The 18,051-nt window shown below is 47.3% G+C and carries 14 protein-coding genes; all 14 read left to right on the plus strand.

The window, feature by feature from the left end; all coding sequences use genetic code 11:
- Positions 1-15 precede the first annotated feature (15 nt).
- The 14 genes from AM231_RS05250 (at position 16) to AM231_RS05315 (ending at position 17,955) form a co-directional block, all read left to right on the plus strand.
- Positions 16-1,872: a cache domain-containing sensor histidine kinase gene (locus AM231_RS05250; RefSeq protein ID WP_054401590.1), complete on the plus strand. Its 1,857-nt coding sequence runs from the start codon at positions 16-18 to the stop codon at positions 1,870-1,872.
- A complete protein-coding gene (locus tag AM231_RS05255) occupies positions 1,850-2,635 on the plus strand; it encodes a response regulator transcription factor (protein WP_054401591.1) in 786 nt (261 codons plus the stop codon). Before AM231_RS05250 ends, AM231_RS05255 begins: the two co-directional genes overlap by 23 nt.
- A gap of 100 nt (positions 2,636-2,735) precedes the next feature.
- Entirely contained in the window at positions 2,736-4,379 is a 1,644-nt protein-coding gene (gene nagZ / locus AM231_RS05260) for a beta-N-acetylhexosaminidase (RefSeq protein ID WP_054401592.1), read from the plus strand.
- Between the two features lie 155 nt (positions 4,380-4,534).
- Positions 4,535-7,330 carry a stalk domain-containing protein gene (locus tag AM231_RS05265; protein WP_054401593.1) on the plus strand — a complete coding sequence of 932 codons (2,796 nt, stop codon included), beginning with the start codon at positions 4,535-4,537 and terminating at the stop codon, positions 7,328-7,330.
- Positions 7,331-7,558: 228 nt separating this feature from the next.
- On the plus strand, positions 7,559-8,029 hold the full coding sequence (locus AM231_RS05270) for a Fur family transcriptional regulator (protein ID WP_054401594.1): 471 nt from the start codon (positions 7,559-7,561) through the stop codon (positions 8,027-8,029).
- Positions 8,026-8,289 (plus strand): membrane protein insertion efficiency factor YidD, encoded by a 264-nt coding sequence (yidD, locus tag AM231_RS05275; RefSeq protein ID WP_054401595.1) that lies wholly within the window; start codon positions 8,026-8,028, stop codon positions 8,287-8,289. The genes AM231_RS05270 and yidD overlap by 4 nt, the downstream gene beginning before the upstream one ends.
- Positions 8,290-8,711: 422 nt before the next feature.
- Positions 8,712-10,691 (plus strand): methionine--tRNA ligase, encoded by a 1,980-nt coding sequence (gene metG / locus AM231_RS05280; RefSeq protein ID WP_054401596.1) that lies wholly within the window; start codon positions 8,712-8,714, stop codon positions 10,689-10,691.
- A 207-nt stretch (positions 10,692-10,898) separates the two neighbouring features.
- Positions 10,899-11,882: a metal ABC transporter solute-binding protein, Zn/Mn family gene (locus AM231_RS05285; RefSeq protein ID WP_054401597.1), complete on the plus strand. Its 984-nt coding sequence runs from the start codon at positions 10,899-10,901 to the stop codon at positions 11,880-11,882.
- A 473-nt stretch (positions 11,883-12,355) separates the two neighbouring features.
- On the plus strand, positions 12,356-13,105 hold the full coding sequence (locus tag AM231_RS05290) for a metal ABC transporter ATP-binding protein (protein ID WP_053488880.1): 750 nt from the start codon (positions 12,356-12,358) through the stop codon (positions 13,103-13,105).
- Positions 13,106-13,168: 63 nt separating this feature from the next.
- Positions 13,169-13,972, plus strand: a complete 804-nt coding sequence (locus AM231_RS05295) for a metal ABC transporter permease (RefSeq protein WP_207383599.1) — start codon at positions 13,169-13,171, stop codon at positions 13,970-13,972.
- Positions 13,973-13,989: 17 nt separating this feature from the next.
- Positions 13,990-14,703, plus strand: a complete 714-nt coding sequence (locus AM231_RS05300; protein WP_053488878.1) for a cytochrome c biogenesis CcdA family protein — start codon at positions 13,990-13,992, stop codon at positions 14,701-14,703.
- Positions 14,704-14,853: 150 nt separating this feature from the next.
- Positions 14,854-15,279, plus strand: a complete 426-nt coding sequence (mntR, locus tag AM231_RS05305; protein WP_053488877.1) for a transcriptional regulator MntR — start codon at positions 14,854-14,856, stop codon at positions 15,277-15,279.
- 115 nt (positions 15,280-15,394) lie between these two features.
- Positions 15,395-16,951 (plus strand): family 10 glycosylhydrolase, encoded by a 1,557-nt coding sequence (locus tag AM231_RS05310; RefSeq protein WP_054401598.1) that lies wholly within the window; start codon positions 15,395-15,397, stop codon positions 16,949-16,951.
- Between the two features lie 80 nt (positions 16,952-17,031).
- Positions 17,032-17,955 carry a patatin-like phospholipase family protein gene (locus AM231_RS05315; protein ID WP_054401599.1) on the plus strand — a complete coding sequence of 308 codons (924 nt, stop codon included), beginning with the start codon at positions 17,032-17,034 and terminating at the stop codon, positions 17,953-17,955.
- The last annotated feature ends 96 nt before the right edge of the window (positions 17,956-18,051 follow it).

The following is an 18,051-nucleotide window of genomic DNA, read 5'->3' on the forward strand; positions in this document are numbered from 1 at the left end:
AGCAGGAGCATGCTAATGAATTTGCGTAACAAGCTTTTCACCGCCTTTTTGGGACTCATTATTATTCCGTTATTTGTACTAGGCCTGTTTACATTCTTTATTACCTATAATTCGATTGAAAAAAAGTACAGCCAGCAGGCCGAATACTCGCTTAAAGCGATCAGCTACAGCATTCTCAATGTATTTAAGGAGATGGAGTACGTTACCGATAATGGTATTGCCACCTCCGTCTTCGCCATGGCGCTGAATGCCAAAGATCCTAATTCGCAGAATCTGATCAAGGAATCCAATGCCGACCAATTGAAATTGAATGATAGACAGCGCAGCTTTCGAAATCTTCTATATAATCATCCTGCTATCAGTTATGCATTTTTGTATCATTTTGACAAGGAGTCCCGACCAATATCGATTTTCAGCAAAGAGAATTTTAGAACCTTGCCATACGAGCAGTTCAAGAACAGTCCTCTCTATGAGGAAGTTATACAGCTTAACGGGATGGCTAAATGGCTGGCTCCGCATGAATTTCCCGAATTGACGGGAGAGGAACCGTTGTTTACGCAGATCCGATTAATTAAAGATGTCACAACCTTGCGTAAGCTTGGTTTTCTTGTCGTCCAGATCAAGAAATGGGAGTTTGAGGAGATATTCCGTAATCTTACACTCCCCAACAATCTGCAAAACACTTCATTCATGGTGGTCAACAATGAGGGCTTGATTCTGTTTGACCCGAAGAATGATATGGACGGCCAAAACATCAATCAGTACATGAAGCAAGAGGTTGAGTACAAACAAGGGTATCAAAGTTTTAAGGCCAAGTTTAACGGCAAAGAGAACATTGTGTCCATCTATCATCTGAACGAATACGGCTGGAATCTCGTCTCGGTGACGGATTGGAACTCATTATCCCAAGAGGTTACATCTTTTGCTAAATGGTTTTTTGTCATCATGGGATTATGCATCGTCACAGCCATCGTGTTCAATCGGCTGTTCATGAACCGGATTACTGGCACCATTGCTGTCATTGTGCGGTTCATGCGCCGCGTCGAAGATGGGGATTTGAATGCAAGGGTCGAGGAGAAGGGGGAGGACGAGTTATTGCTGCTGTCAAAAGGATTTAACAATCTGATGAATCGCATCAATGATTTGTTTGCCCAGATCAAGAAGGAGCAGAGGCAGAAGACCGATGCAGAGATGCGCGTGCTGCAGGCGCAGATTAAACCGCATTTTCTATTTAATACCCTTGAATCTATCAATGTACTCGCCGTCCAGAATGAAGGCCGCAAGGTTAGCGAGATGGTATATCGGCTTGCGAGCATATTGAGAATCAGTATACAGGACAAGGAAGAAATAACGCTTGAAGAAGAAATCAGGCATTTGCAGAGTTATCTTGAAATACAGAAATTCCGGTTTGAGGATGTATTTGAGTATGAAATTGATATTCCTAAAGAGCTCATGCATAGTCGTATTCTTAAGCTGACACTGCAGCCGCTGGTTGAGAACAGTATTCAACATGGATTTGAAGGGATTTCCTACACGGGATGGATTCGCATTTCCGCCTGGAAAGATCTTGGTAATGTTATCATTCGGGTGGAGGATAATGGACTCGGCATGACTTCCGAGCAGCTCTCCATGTTTGAATATATGATGTCCGAGGATAATCCAGCTGAGCGGTCGACTAAGCTGAATCTAAAACTGAATCAGGAACGTCGTGGACTTGGACTGCGGAGCGTGGCTGACCGGATTCGAATTCAATACGGAAGTTATTACGGTCTGTTCATATGCTCCAGTCGCCCCGGCGGCACTGTAATACAATGTGTCATACCCAATTATGACAGGGGGGAAGGGCAGCATGTTGAAAGTATTATTAGTTGATGATGAGGCGCCTATTTTGAATAATCTCAGCAAGGTTCTGCCTTGGGAGGATATGGGCATGAAGGTCGTTGGATTAGCCCGCAGCGGAATGGAAGCGCTCGAAGTAGCCGATGAGTATCCTCCGGATCTGATCCTGTGTGATATCCGGATGCCGGTCATGGACGGACTGACCTTCATCGCGAAGATGCGCGAAAGAGGAAGCCAGGCGGAGATTTTCCTGTTGACTGGTTATCAGGAGTTTGAGTATGCGCGGGAAGCGATTAAGCTAGGCGTAAAGGATTATATCAGCAAACCGATCCATTATGGTGAATTGGAGGAAAAGATTCGGGAGATTGGGGAGGAGATCCGCAAGAAGAGGGCGAAAGAGAAGTATTATAATACCGTTTCGCTAATGGATGAGGCTCCGAATCCTGAGGCCGTTAAGAAAACGCCTGAACAATTGGTGCAGTCTGCCTTGGAGTATATCAATACACATATGGGGCAGGATCTGGGGATTGAAGAACTCTCCGAGCATCTGGGAATCAGCTCAAGCTACTTCTGTCTATTATTCAAGAACCATGTCGGCCTTACATTTGTAGAGTACTTGACGAGACAGCGAATGGAAGCAGCCAAATTCCTGCTGGTGAACAGCGATAAAAATATTGCCCAGATCGGATCGTTTGTGGGGTATCATGAACGACGATATTTTACCAAGGTATTTCAGAAGGCTACGGGTATGACCCCGTCTGAATTTAGGGAATTATCCGGGGAAGCAACGGTATAGATTAGGTATGGGATGTATGCTAGGCTGTTCAGTCATCATTAGAGTAATTTCATCTGACTATGCAGAGTCCACAAATTGATGGAAAGAGGTAAGTAAATCCATGAAATGGACAGCAGCAGATTTAACATTAGAACAAAAGGTTGGGCAAATGTTTATATGCGGTTTTAATGCACTTACGCCGGATGAACATGCCAAAATACTGATCGAGCAATATCAGGTAGGAGGCGTTTGTTACTTTCGTCGTAACGTGAAGACACTGCCTCAGCTTGCCGAGCTTTCAGAGTCGCTGCAAGAGCTTGCATCCGGCAGCCAGAAGATTCCGCTTCTCATCTCGATTGACCAAGAGGGTGGCATGGTTGCCCGGATCGACCATGAAGGCATCAGCCGGATCCCGGGCAATATGGCGCTAGGAGCCGCAAGCAGCGAAGAGGATTCCTACAAGGTAGCTCAAATTGGGGCACGTGAATTACGCTCGCTTGGCGTCAATATGAACTTTGCCCCTTGTCTCGATGTGAATAACAATTCGCGTAACCCGGTAATCGGCGTGCGGTCCTTCGCTGAAGATCCAAAGGTTGTGGCAGCGCTTGGAACAGCTGCCATTAAGGGATATCAGGAAGAAGGCGTATCCGCTACCGCTAAGCACTTCCCTGGACATGGAGACACCAGCGTTGACTCCCATCTGGGACGAGCTTCTGTCCCGCATGATATCGAGCGGCTTCGCAGCGTGGAGCTGTATCCGTTCACACAAGCGATCAAGGATGGCGTAGATGCGATTATGACAGCGCATGTCAGTTTTCCAGCGATTGAACCTAGTGATTTACCTGCCACCTTGTCTCGTTCCGTATTGACAGGTCTGTTGAGAGAAGAAATGGGATTCGAAGGACTGATCGTAACGGACTGTCTCGAGATGCATGCGATTTCCAAAGAATATGGCATTCCTGAGGGAGCTATTCGTGCCATAGAAGCGGGGGCAGACTGCGTATTGGTCAGCCACAGGCTATCGGAACAGACGGCGGCAATTACGGCAGTTATCGAGGCTGTGAAGAGTGGAAGACTGTCCATGGACTTGATCGATGCGGCTGTTGAGCGGATATTGGCGCTCAAGGAGCGCAATGCAAAGCTCGTGGAAGACCTTCCGGTCTATCCGATTGGCGAGGTTACAGATGAAACCCAACAATATCTGGCTGATCTCGCTGGCAGAGGCATCACGCTGGTGAAGGACGAAGGGCAGCAGCTGCCTCTTCAACCGGAGAAGGCGATTGCGGTGATCTGGCCAGAGCTTCTTCAAGCCACACAGGTAGACGAAGCTTGGAGCAAAAGCTACACCCTAGGCGATGCATTGAAATCTTATGGTGTTCAAGCAGATGATTTGCGTGTCGGTACAGACATGTCTGATGAAGAAGTGGAGCAAGCCGTGAAGGCGGCGGAAGGGTACAAACAGATTGTGGTAGCAACCTATACCTCCGAGAGTCGTCTTCCGGCTGGCCAACAGAAGCTTGTAAGCAAGTTGGCAGAGCTTCAGGACGTATCGCTTGTAGTTGTTGCTACTCGAAATCCATATGACTTGAATGATCTTCCTTCCATCCCTACGTATCTGTGCAGCTACGAGAACACGCCTTATTATATGAATGCGGTAGCTGGTGCTTTGATAGGTAGAGTTACACCGGGAGGACAGCTCCCGGTAAGTATCAGTGAAGCTTATCCGATGGGCTGGAGTGCTAACCAGGATTATGTTAATAATTAAATAATGCTTATTGGAACCGGAGTCTTCCTGAACAGGAAAACTCCGGTTTTCCTATTTTCCGGCCATGCTTGAGCAACTTTTCGGCAAAGTGCGCGTCTAATTACTGTAACCTATAGAGTAGACAGACTATACTGAGAGTTTTAAAGGAGTAGAGAATGAATTTCAAAAGAATCTCGATGATTACAGTCCTTGCTGCGGCACAGGTATCAATGGCCTTTCCCGTGGCAGCTGAATCACCGGATATTACAGCTCCGGCGCTATCTAGTCCATCAGCGCTGCAGTCCCCGGTGGAAGGACAAAGCCAGCAAAGAATAGAACAGCAAACGGACTTGCAGCAAGCAGAGGAGACGTCGATAGACCCGGTGGAAACACCATCGAAAGAACCGGCGACAACACCATCGGTTGACAAAGCGGAAACGCCACCGGCAGACTCCACAAAAATATCATCCGATGTAGTGGAGGGAACGGTAACTGATTCCCAAATCGATTCTTCTGTATCACACGAGGAGAAGGAAGAATTAGACAGCGTGCCTTCCGGTAATACGGCACCAGAGAACGAGACAGGCAGCCAGACCACGGATGAACCCAAGGCCAGCGCTTCCAATGCCTCTACTAATGAGCTTGTGCTCCTGATGAACAGCAATGTCATGTACCATAACGGTAAACAGTACAAGGCGGGACAGCCGATGGCTGTAAAGCAAGGGGTTTCTTATGTGGCTATTCGTGCCATGGTGGAGCGCGCAGGATTGAAGCTTTCTTACGATAACAAGACGAAGGAAACGATCATCTTCAAGGATGGTAACGAGCTTCGGTTTACGACAGGAAGCAGTCAATATAAAGTCAATGGACAAGTGCGCCAGATGAAAGGTCCTGCCTACCAGAATAATAACGTATTTATGGTGCCATTAACCTCGATCACGCAAGCGCTTGACATTCCATATAAGGTTAACCAATCCGAGAAGAAGGTTATCCTCGATTTATCCGGTATGGGCAGCGGCTCTCAGCAGCCAGGTGGCAATACCGGCGGGGGATCCGGCAGTGGGGTTCCTAACATACCGAATCTTGGTCCGAATGACCTTATCCTGATGATGAACAGCAACAAAATGTATCAGAACGGGAAAGAGTATACGGCAGGGCAGCCAATGGCCGTGAAAAATGGCGTATCCTATGTTGCGATCCGCTCCCTCGTCAATCGTGTCGGGTTAAAGCTGACCTATGACGGAAAAACGAAGGAAACAATTATCATTCGGGGTAATGATGAGCTTCGTTTTAAAACGAACAGCAGCGTTTACACGGTGAATGGCGTCAAGAAAACAATGAAGGGGCCTGCATACCAATCCAACAATACGTTTATGGTGCCGCTGACCAGCATTACGCAGGCGCTTGATATTAATTATCGTGTGGACCAGCCTAATAAGCGGGTTATCCTTAGCCTAAGCTCCAAGCCGGTGGCCTCCTTTACGGTTCAGCCTGGTGAAATATTGGCTGGACAAACAACCGTTACGTATAAAACGAATGCTTATTCGCCGACGGGACTGGATATTGTAGATGAGTATTGGGAAGGTCGCGAAGAAATTTTTGACGAGCCTGGTATTCATACAGTTACCTATTCCGTACAAGATTCGAGCGGGGAGTGGAGCGACCCATACAGCCTGAGCATTCATGTTTCCGCGCCGAATACTCCTCCAGTTGCCATGTTTGATACGGACAAACAGGAGTACAAAATCGGTGAGAAAATCACGTACATCAACCAAAGCTATGACAATGATCCCGGCGATACGATTACATCGAAGTGGGAAAATAATGATCAGGCGTTTTTTACGCCAGGACCTCATAAAGTATTATTAATTGTTACGGATAAGCATGGCGCTACAAGCTCTTATGAGAAGATCATTAATGTAACCACTGAAGTATTGTACACGCGTGATCAATTTAACCATTTATTTACGAATATCGGGGATAAATATACGTTTAACGGGACAGAGGTGCCGACATGGAATGTCATCCCGATGACTCGAAGTTCTGAACCATCCCTGCTTATTCGCAGTAACTCACCGGAAACTGTTTATCAAGAGGGAATCCTGTACCGTGAAGTAGGTAATGCCAGCACACGGTTTATGATCCACCACTTGAACGCGACCGGCAGAAATATGAAAATGTACGTTGTTGCAACGAACATCAACTCGATGACGGCAAGATTGACAACCGAGTATACCGGCGTAGGTGGACCGATCAATATTCCAACCGCTACGGGTAAAGCAGCTGTCGAGCGATATCTGGAATCTATGCAATCAGCGGACTCTTTCAAGACGATCTCTCTTGCACCTGGCGAAAGCCGGATCATTTTGCAGGATCTGAGTTCACAAACCTTGAAAAATCAACAGGTTCTTTCGATGTTTGCTGATCTGTATTCAGATTCCCCGATCCGTTATGATGTCATCATGATTGATGAAGTGAAGGATCCGATTCAGAAGCTTCCTTATCTGAAACTGCTCGCTAGAGACGGTGTGCATAACCGCGGAACTTATCCGGATTCGACCAGGATCATTGAATCGTACGATCTCGTAGGCAACACACCTACCCGACTTCCGATTGGCGACAAAACGAATGATCCAAACTTGGAAGGGTATGACGGCATTAACGGTTCTTATCAATCGAATGCCGGGAATTTTGGTGTGCTGTACAAAATCAAGCTGCACCGTGTAGCACCGCGGACGCTGATTACATTGAATCCGCGCGGTGGCAAATATATGGGCGTGATGATGGTGAACGGAAACATCATTCAGACGCCGAACACCAGCGGAGGCGCTGTTTCCGCTCCGAATGAAGCCGCTGTGCTGTATCGCACAGGAGATTATGAACAAACCGTGGAGATTCTGTTTACGGCCGCGCCTGGAAGCAGTTTACCGATCAATCTGCTGCTGCAGCCGCTTCCGCAGGTTAAGCACTAATAATTGATTATATTATAGGCAAAGAGGCAGTCCTGATCGCCATTTTCATGGTTGGGACTGCCTTTTTTGATACTTCTGAAGTGGCGGTGCCCCTGTAATGAAGTGTTTCTTTTTATTTGAAGGAACATGGCTTGCTTGACACGTGTGCGTGATCGCCTTCATTGACGCTGCCTTATTTTTCAGGCATTATAGGAGAAGAGTATCTTCATGAAGAGGGGGTTATTGCGTATGCTTACGACGGAACAGATTATTAATACGATGTCGGAACACGGGCTGCGCATTACCGATCAGCGCAAGACGCTTGCCAAATTGTTTGGAGAACATCCTGGATATTTGACAGCTAAGGATGTATACGAATATATGGGCCAGAAATACAGCGGTTTGAGCTTCGATACGGTGTATCGTAATCTTCGGGTAATGTATGAGCTTGGTGTATTGGAGCAGGTTGTGTTTGAGGAAGGAATCAAATTTCGCGGACGCTGCAGCGAAGATCATCATCATCATCACATGATTTGTCTGCAATGCCAGAAGACCTATCCCATTATGTTTTGCCCTATGCAGCTGACCGACGCGCCTGAGGATTTTCAGGTGGTTCAACATAAATTCGAAGTGTTCGGTTATTGCGGGGAGTGCGGCAAAGATCAAGGCGAGAAGGAATCCTCACCATCCATAGGAGGGAAGAGGGACGGCCGGGTATGAGCTCGCCACGCAGGATCGTCAAGGCACCCATACACTTTTATCGAAAGTTCATTTCCCCCTTAAAGCCGGCGACCTGCAGATTCTACCCAACCTGCTCAGCCTACGCGCTGGAAGCCATTGAGGTACATGGTGCATGGAAGGGGTCGTGGTTAGCGGCCAAACGTATCGCAAGATGCCATCCATTTCATCCGGGAGGCATTGATATGGTTCCGCCGCGAAAGGGAGAAACGCACACTTCGCTGACTGAGGAATTAGAATGAAGCAGATGGGCCAGCGCACAGCTTGACACACCGCTGTCCGTTTGATTAAAATGTAAGAAATTATAGGTATATCCGAGGAAGAGATAAGTACGAAAAGCACATGCCTTGAACAGAGAGCCGGAGCAGCTGGAAACCGGTCTTGGCGGATTTCGGAAAATGGTCTTGGAGGATCCGCTTTTGAGCGATGCAGCTGCAGGGCTGCCGTAAAGGAGCGGCGTGAGCCAGCGTTAATGGACGGCCGGTATATGACGGCAGATGAGCCTGTTACCCGCAAGGGGACAGGGAAATTGGGTGGTAACACGTGAGAGTAGCTCTCGTCCCATGAGGACGGGGGTTTTTTGCTATGTACTGCTGTGTATTCTTGAAACCATGGTCAATCGCCTCCAGTGGCGACAATCAAATTACGGAAAAGGAAGGTTACGATGACAGACCAAAAGACGTTTTATATTACGACACCAATCTATTATCCAAGTGACAAGCTGCATATCGGACATGCATATACGACGGTGGCGGGCGATGCGATGGCCCGTTACAAGCGACTTCGTGGATACGATGTCCGTTACTTGACGGGTACCGATGAGCATGGGCAGAAGATTGAACGCAAAGCGGCAGAGGCAGGGAAAACCCCGCAGCAGTTCGTTGACGACATCGTAGCAGGCATCAAGGATCTATGGAAGAAACTCGATATATCAAACGAAGATTTCATTCGTACCACAGAGAAGCGCCATACCACGGTTGTGCAGGATGTGTTTGAACGCCTGCTGAAGCAGGATGACATCTATAAAGGAGAATACGAGGGTTGGTATTGCACCCCTTGTGAATCGTTCTTCTTGGAACGACAGCTGGTGAACGGCAACTGTCCAGACTGCGGCCGACCGGTAGAGCTTGTGAAGGAAGAGAGCTATTTCTTCCGCATGAGCAAGTATGTGGACCGTCTGCTTCAGTACTATGAAGAAAATCCTGATTTCATTCAGCCGGTATCCCGCAAGAATGAGATGATCAACAATTTTATTAAACCCGGCCTTGAGGACCTGGCAGTATCCCGTACGACTTATGAGTGGGGCGTAAAGGTGAAGAGCGATCCCAAGCATGTTATCTATGTGTGGATTGACGCTTTGCTGAATTATATAACGGCTCTGGGATACGGCACAGATGACACCAGTTTGTATGATAAATACTGGCCGGCCGATGTTCATCTGATGAGTAAGGAAATTGTGCGTTTCCACACGATCTATTGGCCGATCATTCTGATGGCACTGGATGTCCCGCTTCCCAAAAAGGTATTTGCACATGGCTGGCTGCTTATGAAAGACGGCAAAATGTCCAAATCCAAAGGCAATGTGGTCGATCCGGTCACAATGATCGACCGTTATGGGCTCGACGCACTTCGCTATTATTTGCTGCGCGAAGTTCCGTTCGGTGCAGACGGTACGTTTACGCCGGAAAGCTTCGTAGAGCGGGTAAACTCTGACCTGGCCAATGATCTGGGTAATCTGCTAAACCGAACCGTTGCCATGGTCGACAAGTATTTTGATGGAGATGTTCCTGCTTTTTCCTCGGGCGTTACGCCATATGATGCAGCGATTGAAGAAGCGGCCAAGACGGTATATGAGAAAGTCGAATCCGCGATGGAGAATATGGAGTTCTCTGTGGCTTTGACAGCTATTAGCCAGTTCATCAGCCGCAGCAACAAGTATATTGATGAGACCCAGCCGTGGACACTGGCCAAGGATGACAGTAAGCGTAATGAGCTTGCATCCGTCATGAGCCACTTGGTGGAAACGCTTCGCGTGGCCTCTATTCTGCTCCAGCCGTTCTTGACCCGTACGCCGAAGAAAATGTGGGATCAACTCGGTCTGTCAGAAGGAGAACTGACCACTTGGGAAAGCGGTCGCCAATTCGGGGCCATTCCAGCAGGTACAAAGCTTCAAAAAGGGGAGCCGATCTTCCCTCGCCTCGATCCGGAGCAAGAGGTCGCCTACATTGCTGAAGCCATGACAGGCGGTTCGAAGAAAACTCAGGAAGAGTCCCCAGCTTCGGCAGAAGGAGCAAATGTTGAGGAGCCGGTAGAACTCAAAGAGGAAATCGGCATTGAGGATTTTGCCAAAGTCGAGCTGCGCGTCGCGCAAGTCATCGCGGCTGAGCCTGTCAAGAAAGCTGATAAGCTGCTGAAGCTGCAGCTTGATCTCGGCTTTGAGCAGCGGCAAGTCGTATCCGGCATCGCCAAGTTCTATACGCCAGAGGATTTGGTAGGACGCAAAGTAATTTGTGTTACCAACCTGAAGCCAGTGAAACTTAGAGGTGAGATGTCACAGGGCATGATTCTGGCTGCTTCCCACGGTGACCAGCTGACGCTTGCAACGGTTCCGGAGGGCATGCCTAATGGTGCGGTTGTAAAGTAATAAGTGCCTGAATTGAATGAAGACGTAATAGACGGTGTATCCTGTTAATGGGTACACCGTTTTTTTTCTCTCAGTTGTTGTAAAAAAACAACTCTATCGAAAAATTAATAGTAATTCTTACGATTTGGTTGACAATCAGGTTTGCCTGCTCTTATAATCTTGTTAGTAAAGATTACGATTAATAACTTTTAAACGTGGATATGGGAGATGAACATGAACAAGAGAAAGAGCAAGCTGAATGGTTGGACGTGGAGTGTGACCTCTATATTGTTGACAGTACTTATTTTGTCGGGCTGCGGAAGCAAATCCGGCGGCGGCATCGTAGAAGGTAAGGTAAATGTGATGACGACCTTTTATCCAATATACGAATTTACGAAGGAAATTGGAGGAGACGAGGTAAATGTGGTGAATCTGCTGCCAACCGGCGTAGAGCCGCATGATTGGACACCCCGCAGCCAGGATATTGTAAATACCTCCAAGTCTCAGCTATTCCTTTATAATGGTGCGGGACTCGAGGGATGGGTACCCGGTTTTTTGAAGGGCCTGGACCGCGATACCCAAGTGAAACCGGTTGAAGTGAGCCAAGGCATCAAGCTGATTGATGCTACCGGAGATGATGGTCATGGACATGGGGAAGGGGCAGAACATGATCATGATCATGACACTCACCATTCGGATCCACATACATGGGTAAGCCCGAAATCCGCGCTGGTGATGGCAGAGAATATTAAGAATAGTCTTGTCGAGGTTGATCCAGAACATCAGGACGTGTATGAACAACGGTATGAAAATCTGAAAGAGAAGCTGACCAAGCTGGATAACGATTTTACGAGCGAATTGTCCAAGTTGCCGAAAAAAGACATTGTCGTCTCGCACCAAGCTTTTGGCTATCTCTGCCGGGATTATGGCTTGACCCAGCATGCAATTATGGGACTCTCGCCAGATGCTGAGCCTAGGGCGCAGGATCTCGTGAACCTGACCAAAACGGTAAAAGAGAAGGAAGTGAAGTATATTTTCTTCGAAGAACTTGTATCGGATAAACTTGCCAAAACGCTGGCAAGTGAAGCAGGCGTGGAAACTTTGGTGCTGAATCCGGTAGAGGGACTGACCAAGGAGCAGGCGAATAGCGGCGAGAATTATTTCACCTTGATGGAGAAAAATTTGCAAAATCTAACGAAGGCTCTACAATAAATAAGAAGGGGGAATGATCCCCCTCTTCTTTATGAGGTAGTTCAAAAAGTCCGCTTTTGATAAGAAAACCAATCGAGGCAAATTCAAGGCTGAACGACCGCGATTCGGAAGTAGGTTTTCTTGCGATATAGAATTTCATCAACTTCGTTGATAACTTATAAATCCTATATCTAACACCAAGCGAATCAGGAAGCAACTCGGCATCGAATCTTGGAATTCAGAGCCGGGCCTAAGCAGATGCTTCCGAAGCATGTTTCCTCCAGAAACATTTCAGGTGCTCACGTACCCAAAACGTACGCTCCGCTCCTGACGTCCCTAGCTTCATCTAACCTAAAGCGTTTTGAAAAAACGCACTCCGGAAGCATAAGCTTCGGTGCTGAAAATCGACCTTTTTGAACACGCACTTTATGTATAATAGATATCCGGGATGTTCATATATTTAATAGAAACTACAAGAGAGAGGCGGCCTGATTATGGAACCGGCAGTACCTAATTGCCACCAACCCATTGTACAAATCAAAGATGTATCCTTCCATTACCGCGATCAACAGGTGATCAAGGATCTCAATTTTTCCATTAAAGAGCGGGATTTTGTAGGCATTGTCGGATCGAATGGCGCAGGTAAGACCACTTTACTTCGCATGATTGTCGGATTGCTGCCTGCTGCAGAAGGGACGATCGAGCTGTTCGGCCAGCCGATCCGCAAATTTCAGGACTGGGAACGGATTGGATATGTGCCGCAGAAGAATTCCTTCAATCCGCTGTTCCCTGCCACTGTGCGTGAAGTAGTCATGTCTGGATTATATAATAAGAAAAAAATGTTTCGACGTGTAAACCGTTTGGATCATCAGAAATGTGAAGACGCTCTTGAAGTGATGCGGATCCAGGATATTGCCGATAAGCGGATCGGCGCCTTATCCGGTGGTCAGCAGCAGCGTGTATTCCTTGCCCGGGCCTTGATTAATCGGCCGGATCTGCTTATTCTGGACGAGCCTACGATTGGTATTGACGCCGAGACTCAAGCCGGATTTTTTGAATTAATTACCCATATGCATGCCCATCATCATATGACTTTTTTGATGGTTACTCATGATTTGGATATGGTCAAAGACTATTTGGGAGAGTCCCCCGTTTCGCAGAACGGCAAGATTCAGTTCTTTGTAAGACATTCCCATGACATCGAGAATTGCGACGAAGTGGATTTGCAGCATTCACTGGTTTGAGTATGAGTATATAATTCGCAGACTGAAAAATTTTTGAAGCAAGAGAAGGAGACGTTATCATTGCTGGATATTTTGCTTAGCGATTTTTTTCAGCGGGCGCTGATCGGGGGAGTTCTGATCGGAATTACAGCTCCGCTAATCGGTATTTTTCTCGTGCTGCGACGTTTGTCCATGATCGGCGATACACTGTCGCATGTGACAATTGCGGGTGTGGCACTCGGATTTTTAATTGAAGTATATCCGCTTGCTGCGGGACTTGCTTTTGCGGTACTGGCCTCTTTTGCGATTGAAAAACTTAGAAAAGCATACAAAAGTTATGCCGAGTTATCGATCGCCATCATCATGTCCGGCGGGGTTGCGCTTGCTTCGCTGTTCTTCACTCTAGGGATGGGCTATAATACAGATGTAATGAGTTATTTATTCGGAAGCATCTACACTCTGGATTCCATGGATATTTATATGGTTGGCGGAGTGACTGTGATTGTCATAGCTGTGGTGATTCTATTCTTCAAAGAGTTCTTTCTGCTCAGCTTTGAAGAGGATGCTGCCAGTGTAAGCGGTCTGCCTGTCAAAATGATGAATATGATCATTACGGTACTGACCGCGCTTGTGGTAAGCACAGCCATCAAAATTGTGGGTGCGCTTCTGGTATCCGCGTTATTGGTGATTCCGGTAGCTATCAGTTTATTGCTGGCCAGAAGCTTCCGAAGCTCCATCGTATTGTCGGTGATCATCTCCGAAATGGCCGTAATCGGGGGATTGATGCTTGCGGGCGTGTTTAATTTGGCACCTGGCGCAACGATTGTGCTGCTGCTAATAAGCCTGCTAATCATTACGCTTGTCGGCAAAAAGGGTTTCACGACATAAGGGGGTTCTGAGATTTAATGGCTGATATCAATATCGGCATCGCGTTTGCTGCCGGTTTTGCTTCGTTTATATCTCCATGCTGTTTACCGCTGTACCCGTCCTACTTATCCATTATTACCGGCATGTCGGTCAATGACTTGAAGAACGAGCAGAGCCGCAAGGACGTCCGTTTCCGGACCATGACGCACACACTCGCGTTCATCCTTGGGTTTTCTGCCGTTTACTACACTCTCGGTTGGGGAGCAGGCTTGTTCGGTGAATTTTTCACGGAATACCAAGACTTGATTCGCCAGTTGTCTGCGCTGCTTATCGTTGTCATGGGACTCATGCTTATCGGCATTTTTCAGCCAAAATTTCTCATGAAGGACCGGAAATTCAACTTTAAATCCAAACCGACCGGATACATAGGAACATTCTTGTTTGGCATCGGGTTTGCGGCAGGTTGGTCGCCTTGCGTTGGACCCATCTTAACCGCAATTATTGCCCTGGCAGCTTCTGATCCGGGAACTTGGTTCCCGCTGATTACTTCTTACTCCCTGGGATTCGCGGTGCCCTTCTTCATTCTGGCCTTTTTCATCGGCTCCACCCGCTGGATTCTTAAATATTCAAGCATATTGATGAAAGTCGGCGGCGTATTAATGATTCTTATGGGTATTCTGCTCTTCACGGATCAAATGTACAAAATTACGATATGGCTGCAAGGCATAACACCGGAATGGCTTAAATTCTAAGACCGGATAAGGCTGGTTCAATTCATAAGTCCTGGCTTTGGGCAGGATTGGACCAGGACTTGCCAACCGGTCTTAAAAACATGTATCATAATTAGTGCAGGTAAAGCAGTTGTTATGAGCGTTATGTAATTATAGAAAAGAGGGAATAAGATGCCGACACCTAGCATGGAGGATTATTTGGAGCGCATCTACAAGTTGATCGACGAAAAAGGATATGCGCGCGTTTCGGATATTGCCGAAGGCTTGGAGGTTCACCCCTCATCCGTCACGAAAATGATTCAAAAGCTGGACAAGGACGATTATTTGATTTATGAAAAATATCGTGGCTTGGTTTTAACCAGTAAAGGCAAAAAAATGGGCAAGCGGCTCATGGAACGTCATCATTTGCTTGAGGAATTCCTTGAGATGATAGGTGTACAGGATGAAAATATTTACCGAGATGTTGAGGGAATTGAGCATCATTTAAGCTGGGATTCCATTATGAGAATTGAGACGCTTGTAGAGTATTTCAAGCGTGATGAGAACCGACTTCAGGATTTGCGTGACGTTCATAATGAATTAGTCAACGAATCGTAATGGGGCATCTGTCCGCTTGTGACAGATGCTTTTTTAACTCGATTGTCATACTTCCTATGTTATATTAATAAGTTAGATTACCTGCAAATTTCATATTTTCGGAGGATTAATAGAAATGAAACTGCGTAGATGGTTGTTAGTCCTGATCATGCTGTTATTGTGTCTCCCGTCGGTGGTTCCTCCCGTGCAAGCGAAGGCGGCTAGTATCAGCATTCAGCTGGATGGTGTAAGCCTTAGCAGCGACGTATCTCCTTACATATTGCCAAAGGTAAATGTCACCATGGTTCCTACGCGGATTATTAGTGAAGGCCTTGGCGCTTCCGTTGCTTGGAATCAGAAGTCGAGGACGGTAACGATCGGCAAGGACGGTTCGAGTCTGCAACTGACATCCGGTAAGAATACGGCCCTGGTTGATGGCTCTGCCGTATCGCTGGATGCCTCTGTTGAAATCAAGAATGGCCGGGTCATGGTTCCGCTCCGGTTTATCAGTGAGAACCTGGGATTGCAAGTTGAATGGAATCAATCGGCACAACGAATATCGTTATTTACTGGGGTTGAACTTGTTCCTCCCCCAGAGTTATCGAAAGAGGGGATTCGCGGAGCTTGGATATCCACGGTATTTAATCTGGATTGGCCCAAAGCGAAATCCACTGCACAGCAGCAGCAACAATCGTTTATAGCTTTACTGGATTCGCTACAGGATGTGGGCATTAATGCCGTATACGTGCAAGTTCGTCCAGCCGGAGATGCAATATATCCTTCAACCATGGTGCCATGGTCGAAAGTATTGACAGGCATCCAAGGTAATGATCCCGGTTATGATCCGGTCGCTTTCATGGTGGAAGAAGCGCATAAACGGAAGATGGAGTTCCATGCCTGGTTCAACCCTTTCCGGGCAAACACCGATCTTCAGACCGCTTCGCTACATCCATCCCATGTCGCACTTCAGCACCCGGACTGGATCGTGAATGCCAATAAACAGCTGTATATCAACCCGGGGATTCCAGAAGCCAGACAGCATATTATTGATACGATCATGGAAGTGGTGAATGGATACGATATTGACGGTGTTCACCTGGATGATTACTTCTACCCGTCCAACACGGTCTTTCATGATGAAGCCGCCTATCGCGAATATAATAATGGCGAATATTCCGATGTTGGAGAATGGCGCCGCGGAAACATCAATGATTTCGTTCAATCGCTTGGTGAGAGTATTCACCAAGAGAAACCGGACGTTGAGTATGGAATCAGCCCCTTTGGTGTCTGGCGCAACAAGTCGGTGGATAAGACAGGATCAGACACAAAGGCAGGTGTGACGGCTTATGACAGCATGTATGCCGATGTCAGAGCCTGGATCCAGAATGGATGGATTGATTATGTCGCGCCGCAAATCTACTGGAGCATGAGCAATCCTGCTGTCGATTATGATAAGCTGGTTGACTGGTGGGTCGGTGAAGTACAAGGAACCGGCGTTGACCTGCTGATCGGACATGCCCCATACAAACTGGGTACCAATGAGATCGGTTGGCAGAGTGCATCGGAAATCATCAACCAATTGAAGTACAATCAGAATTATGACGAAGTAAAGGGCAGTATCTTCTTTAGGGCAGAGAATATTTTAAAAAACCCACTGGGTTTTAAAGATCAATTGCAATCATATTATCGATAAAACAAGCCAAACCTGCAGGTATGAAACTTCCTCCGTGGTCATACATAGTCATTAGACTATGTATGAGCGGAGGATTTTTTATGCAAATCAACGCGGTTTTTGAGGGTGGGGGAGTCAAGGGCATATCGCTTGCCGGCGCTGTCAAGGCTGCGGAGAATGCCGGAATGGAATTCAGCCGCGTTGCGGGGACGTCCTCCGGTTCCATTGTCGCTTCGGTGCTGGCTGCTGGTTATCGCGCGGATGAGATTAAACGCATAATCGAGTCAACGCCTTTTCATTCGTTCCTTCAGCGGGCCCCCATTTTTAATACAAAATTTATTGGTCCAGCCTTGCGGGTGTTGATTAAGAAGGGGCTTTACTCCGGGGAAGCACTGGAGAATTGGATTCGGGAGATCCTGCTTGCTAAAGGGATCTTTACGTTCTCGGATATACCGGCGGGAAAGCTGTATATCGTTGCGTCCGACATTACAAACGGAAGACTGCTTGTGCTTCCGGACGATCTACGTCAATACGGAATTAACCCTGCTACCTTTCCTGTGGCGAAGGCTGTGCGTATGAGCTGCAGTATTCCTTACTTTTTTGATCCGGTCATCCTACGCTTATTGGGCCGGGCTGCGAAGGGGAAGTCTTTTGGCGAACAGTTTGTTTACATCGTGGATGGAGGTCTGCTCAGCAACTTTCCATTATGGCTCTTCGATCGGGAATCCAAGGGAGGACCAAAACCGCTGCCGGTGCTTGGATTCCAGATGGTGGGGAAGAACAGCAATGCACCGCACCTCATCGAAGGTCCAATCGGAATGTTAACAGCGATGTTCGAAACGATGCTTTCCACCCATGACGAGCGGTACATTGAGCAGCAGAACCGGAATCGTACCATCAAAATTCCGACACTAGGTATTGGAACCACCCATTTTGATCTGACCCGGGAAGAGAGCGAGAATTTGTACAATTCGGGATTATCCGCAGGAACCATGTTTTTTTCCCGCTGGAGCTCAGAGCATTAAAAAACCGTCCACCCGGATTCTGATATGCTCCCATCATAGTAGACAGTAGAAAAAACAAAACTCTACTTCTACCATGATGGGAGTTTTTGTAATGTC

Source organism: Paenibacillus solani (assembly GCF_001277345.1).
Classification (GTDB): domain Bacteria; phylum Bacillota; class Bacilli; order Paenibacillales; family Paenibacillaceae; genus Paenibacillus_AQ; species Paenibacillus_AQ solani.

Coding starts and splice junctions, on each gene's coding strand:
- AM231_RS05250 (WP_054401590.1), top strand. CDS start 16: ATGAATTTGCGTAACAAGCTTTTCACCGCCTTTTTGGGACTCATTATT.
- AM231_RS05255 (WP_054401591.1), top strand. CDS start 1,850: ATGTTGAAAGTATTATTAGTTGATGATGAGGCGCCTATTTTGAATAAT.
- nagZ (WP_054401592.1), top strand. CDS start 2,736: ATGAAATGGACAGCAGCAGATTTAACATTAGAACAAAAGGTTGGGCAA.
- AM231_RS05265 (WP_054401593.1), top strand. CDS start 4,535: ATGAATTTCAAAAGAATCTCGATGATTACAGTCCTTGCTGCGGCACAG.
- AM231_RS05270 (WP_054401594.1), top strand. CDS start 7,559: ATGCTTACGACGGAACAGATTATTAATACGATGTCGGAACACGGGCTG.
- yidD (WP_054401595.1), top strand. CDS start 8,026: ATGAGCTCGCCACGCAGGATCGTCAAGGCACCCATACACTTTTATCGA.
- metG (WP_054401596.1), top strand. CDS start 8,712: ATGACAGACCAAAAGACGTTTTATATTACGACACCAATCTATTATCCA.
- AM231_RS05285 (WP_054401597.1), top strand. CDS start 10,899: ATGAACATGAACAAGAGAAAGAGCAAGCTGAATGGTTGGACGTGGAGT.
- AM231_RS05290 (WP_053488880.1), top strand. CDS start 12,356: ATGGAACCGGCAGTACCTAATTGCCACCAACCCATTGTACAAATCAAA.
- AM231_RS05300 (WP_053488878.1), top strand. CDS start 13,990: ATGGCTGATATCAATATCGGCATCGCGTTTGCTGCCGGTTTTGCTTCG.
- mntR (WP_053488877.1), top strand. CDS start 14,854: ATGCCGACACCTAGCATGGAGGATTATTTGGAGCGCATCTACAAGTTG.
- AM231_RS05310 (WP_054401598.1), top strand. CDS start 15,395: ATGAAACTGCGTAGATGGTTGTTAGTCCTGATCATGCTGTTATTGTGT.
- AM231_RS05315 (WP_054401599.1), top strand. CDS start 17,032: ATGCAAATCAACGCGGTTTTTGAGGGTGGGGGAGTCAAGGGCATATCG.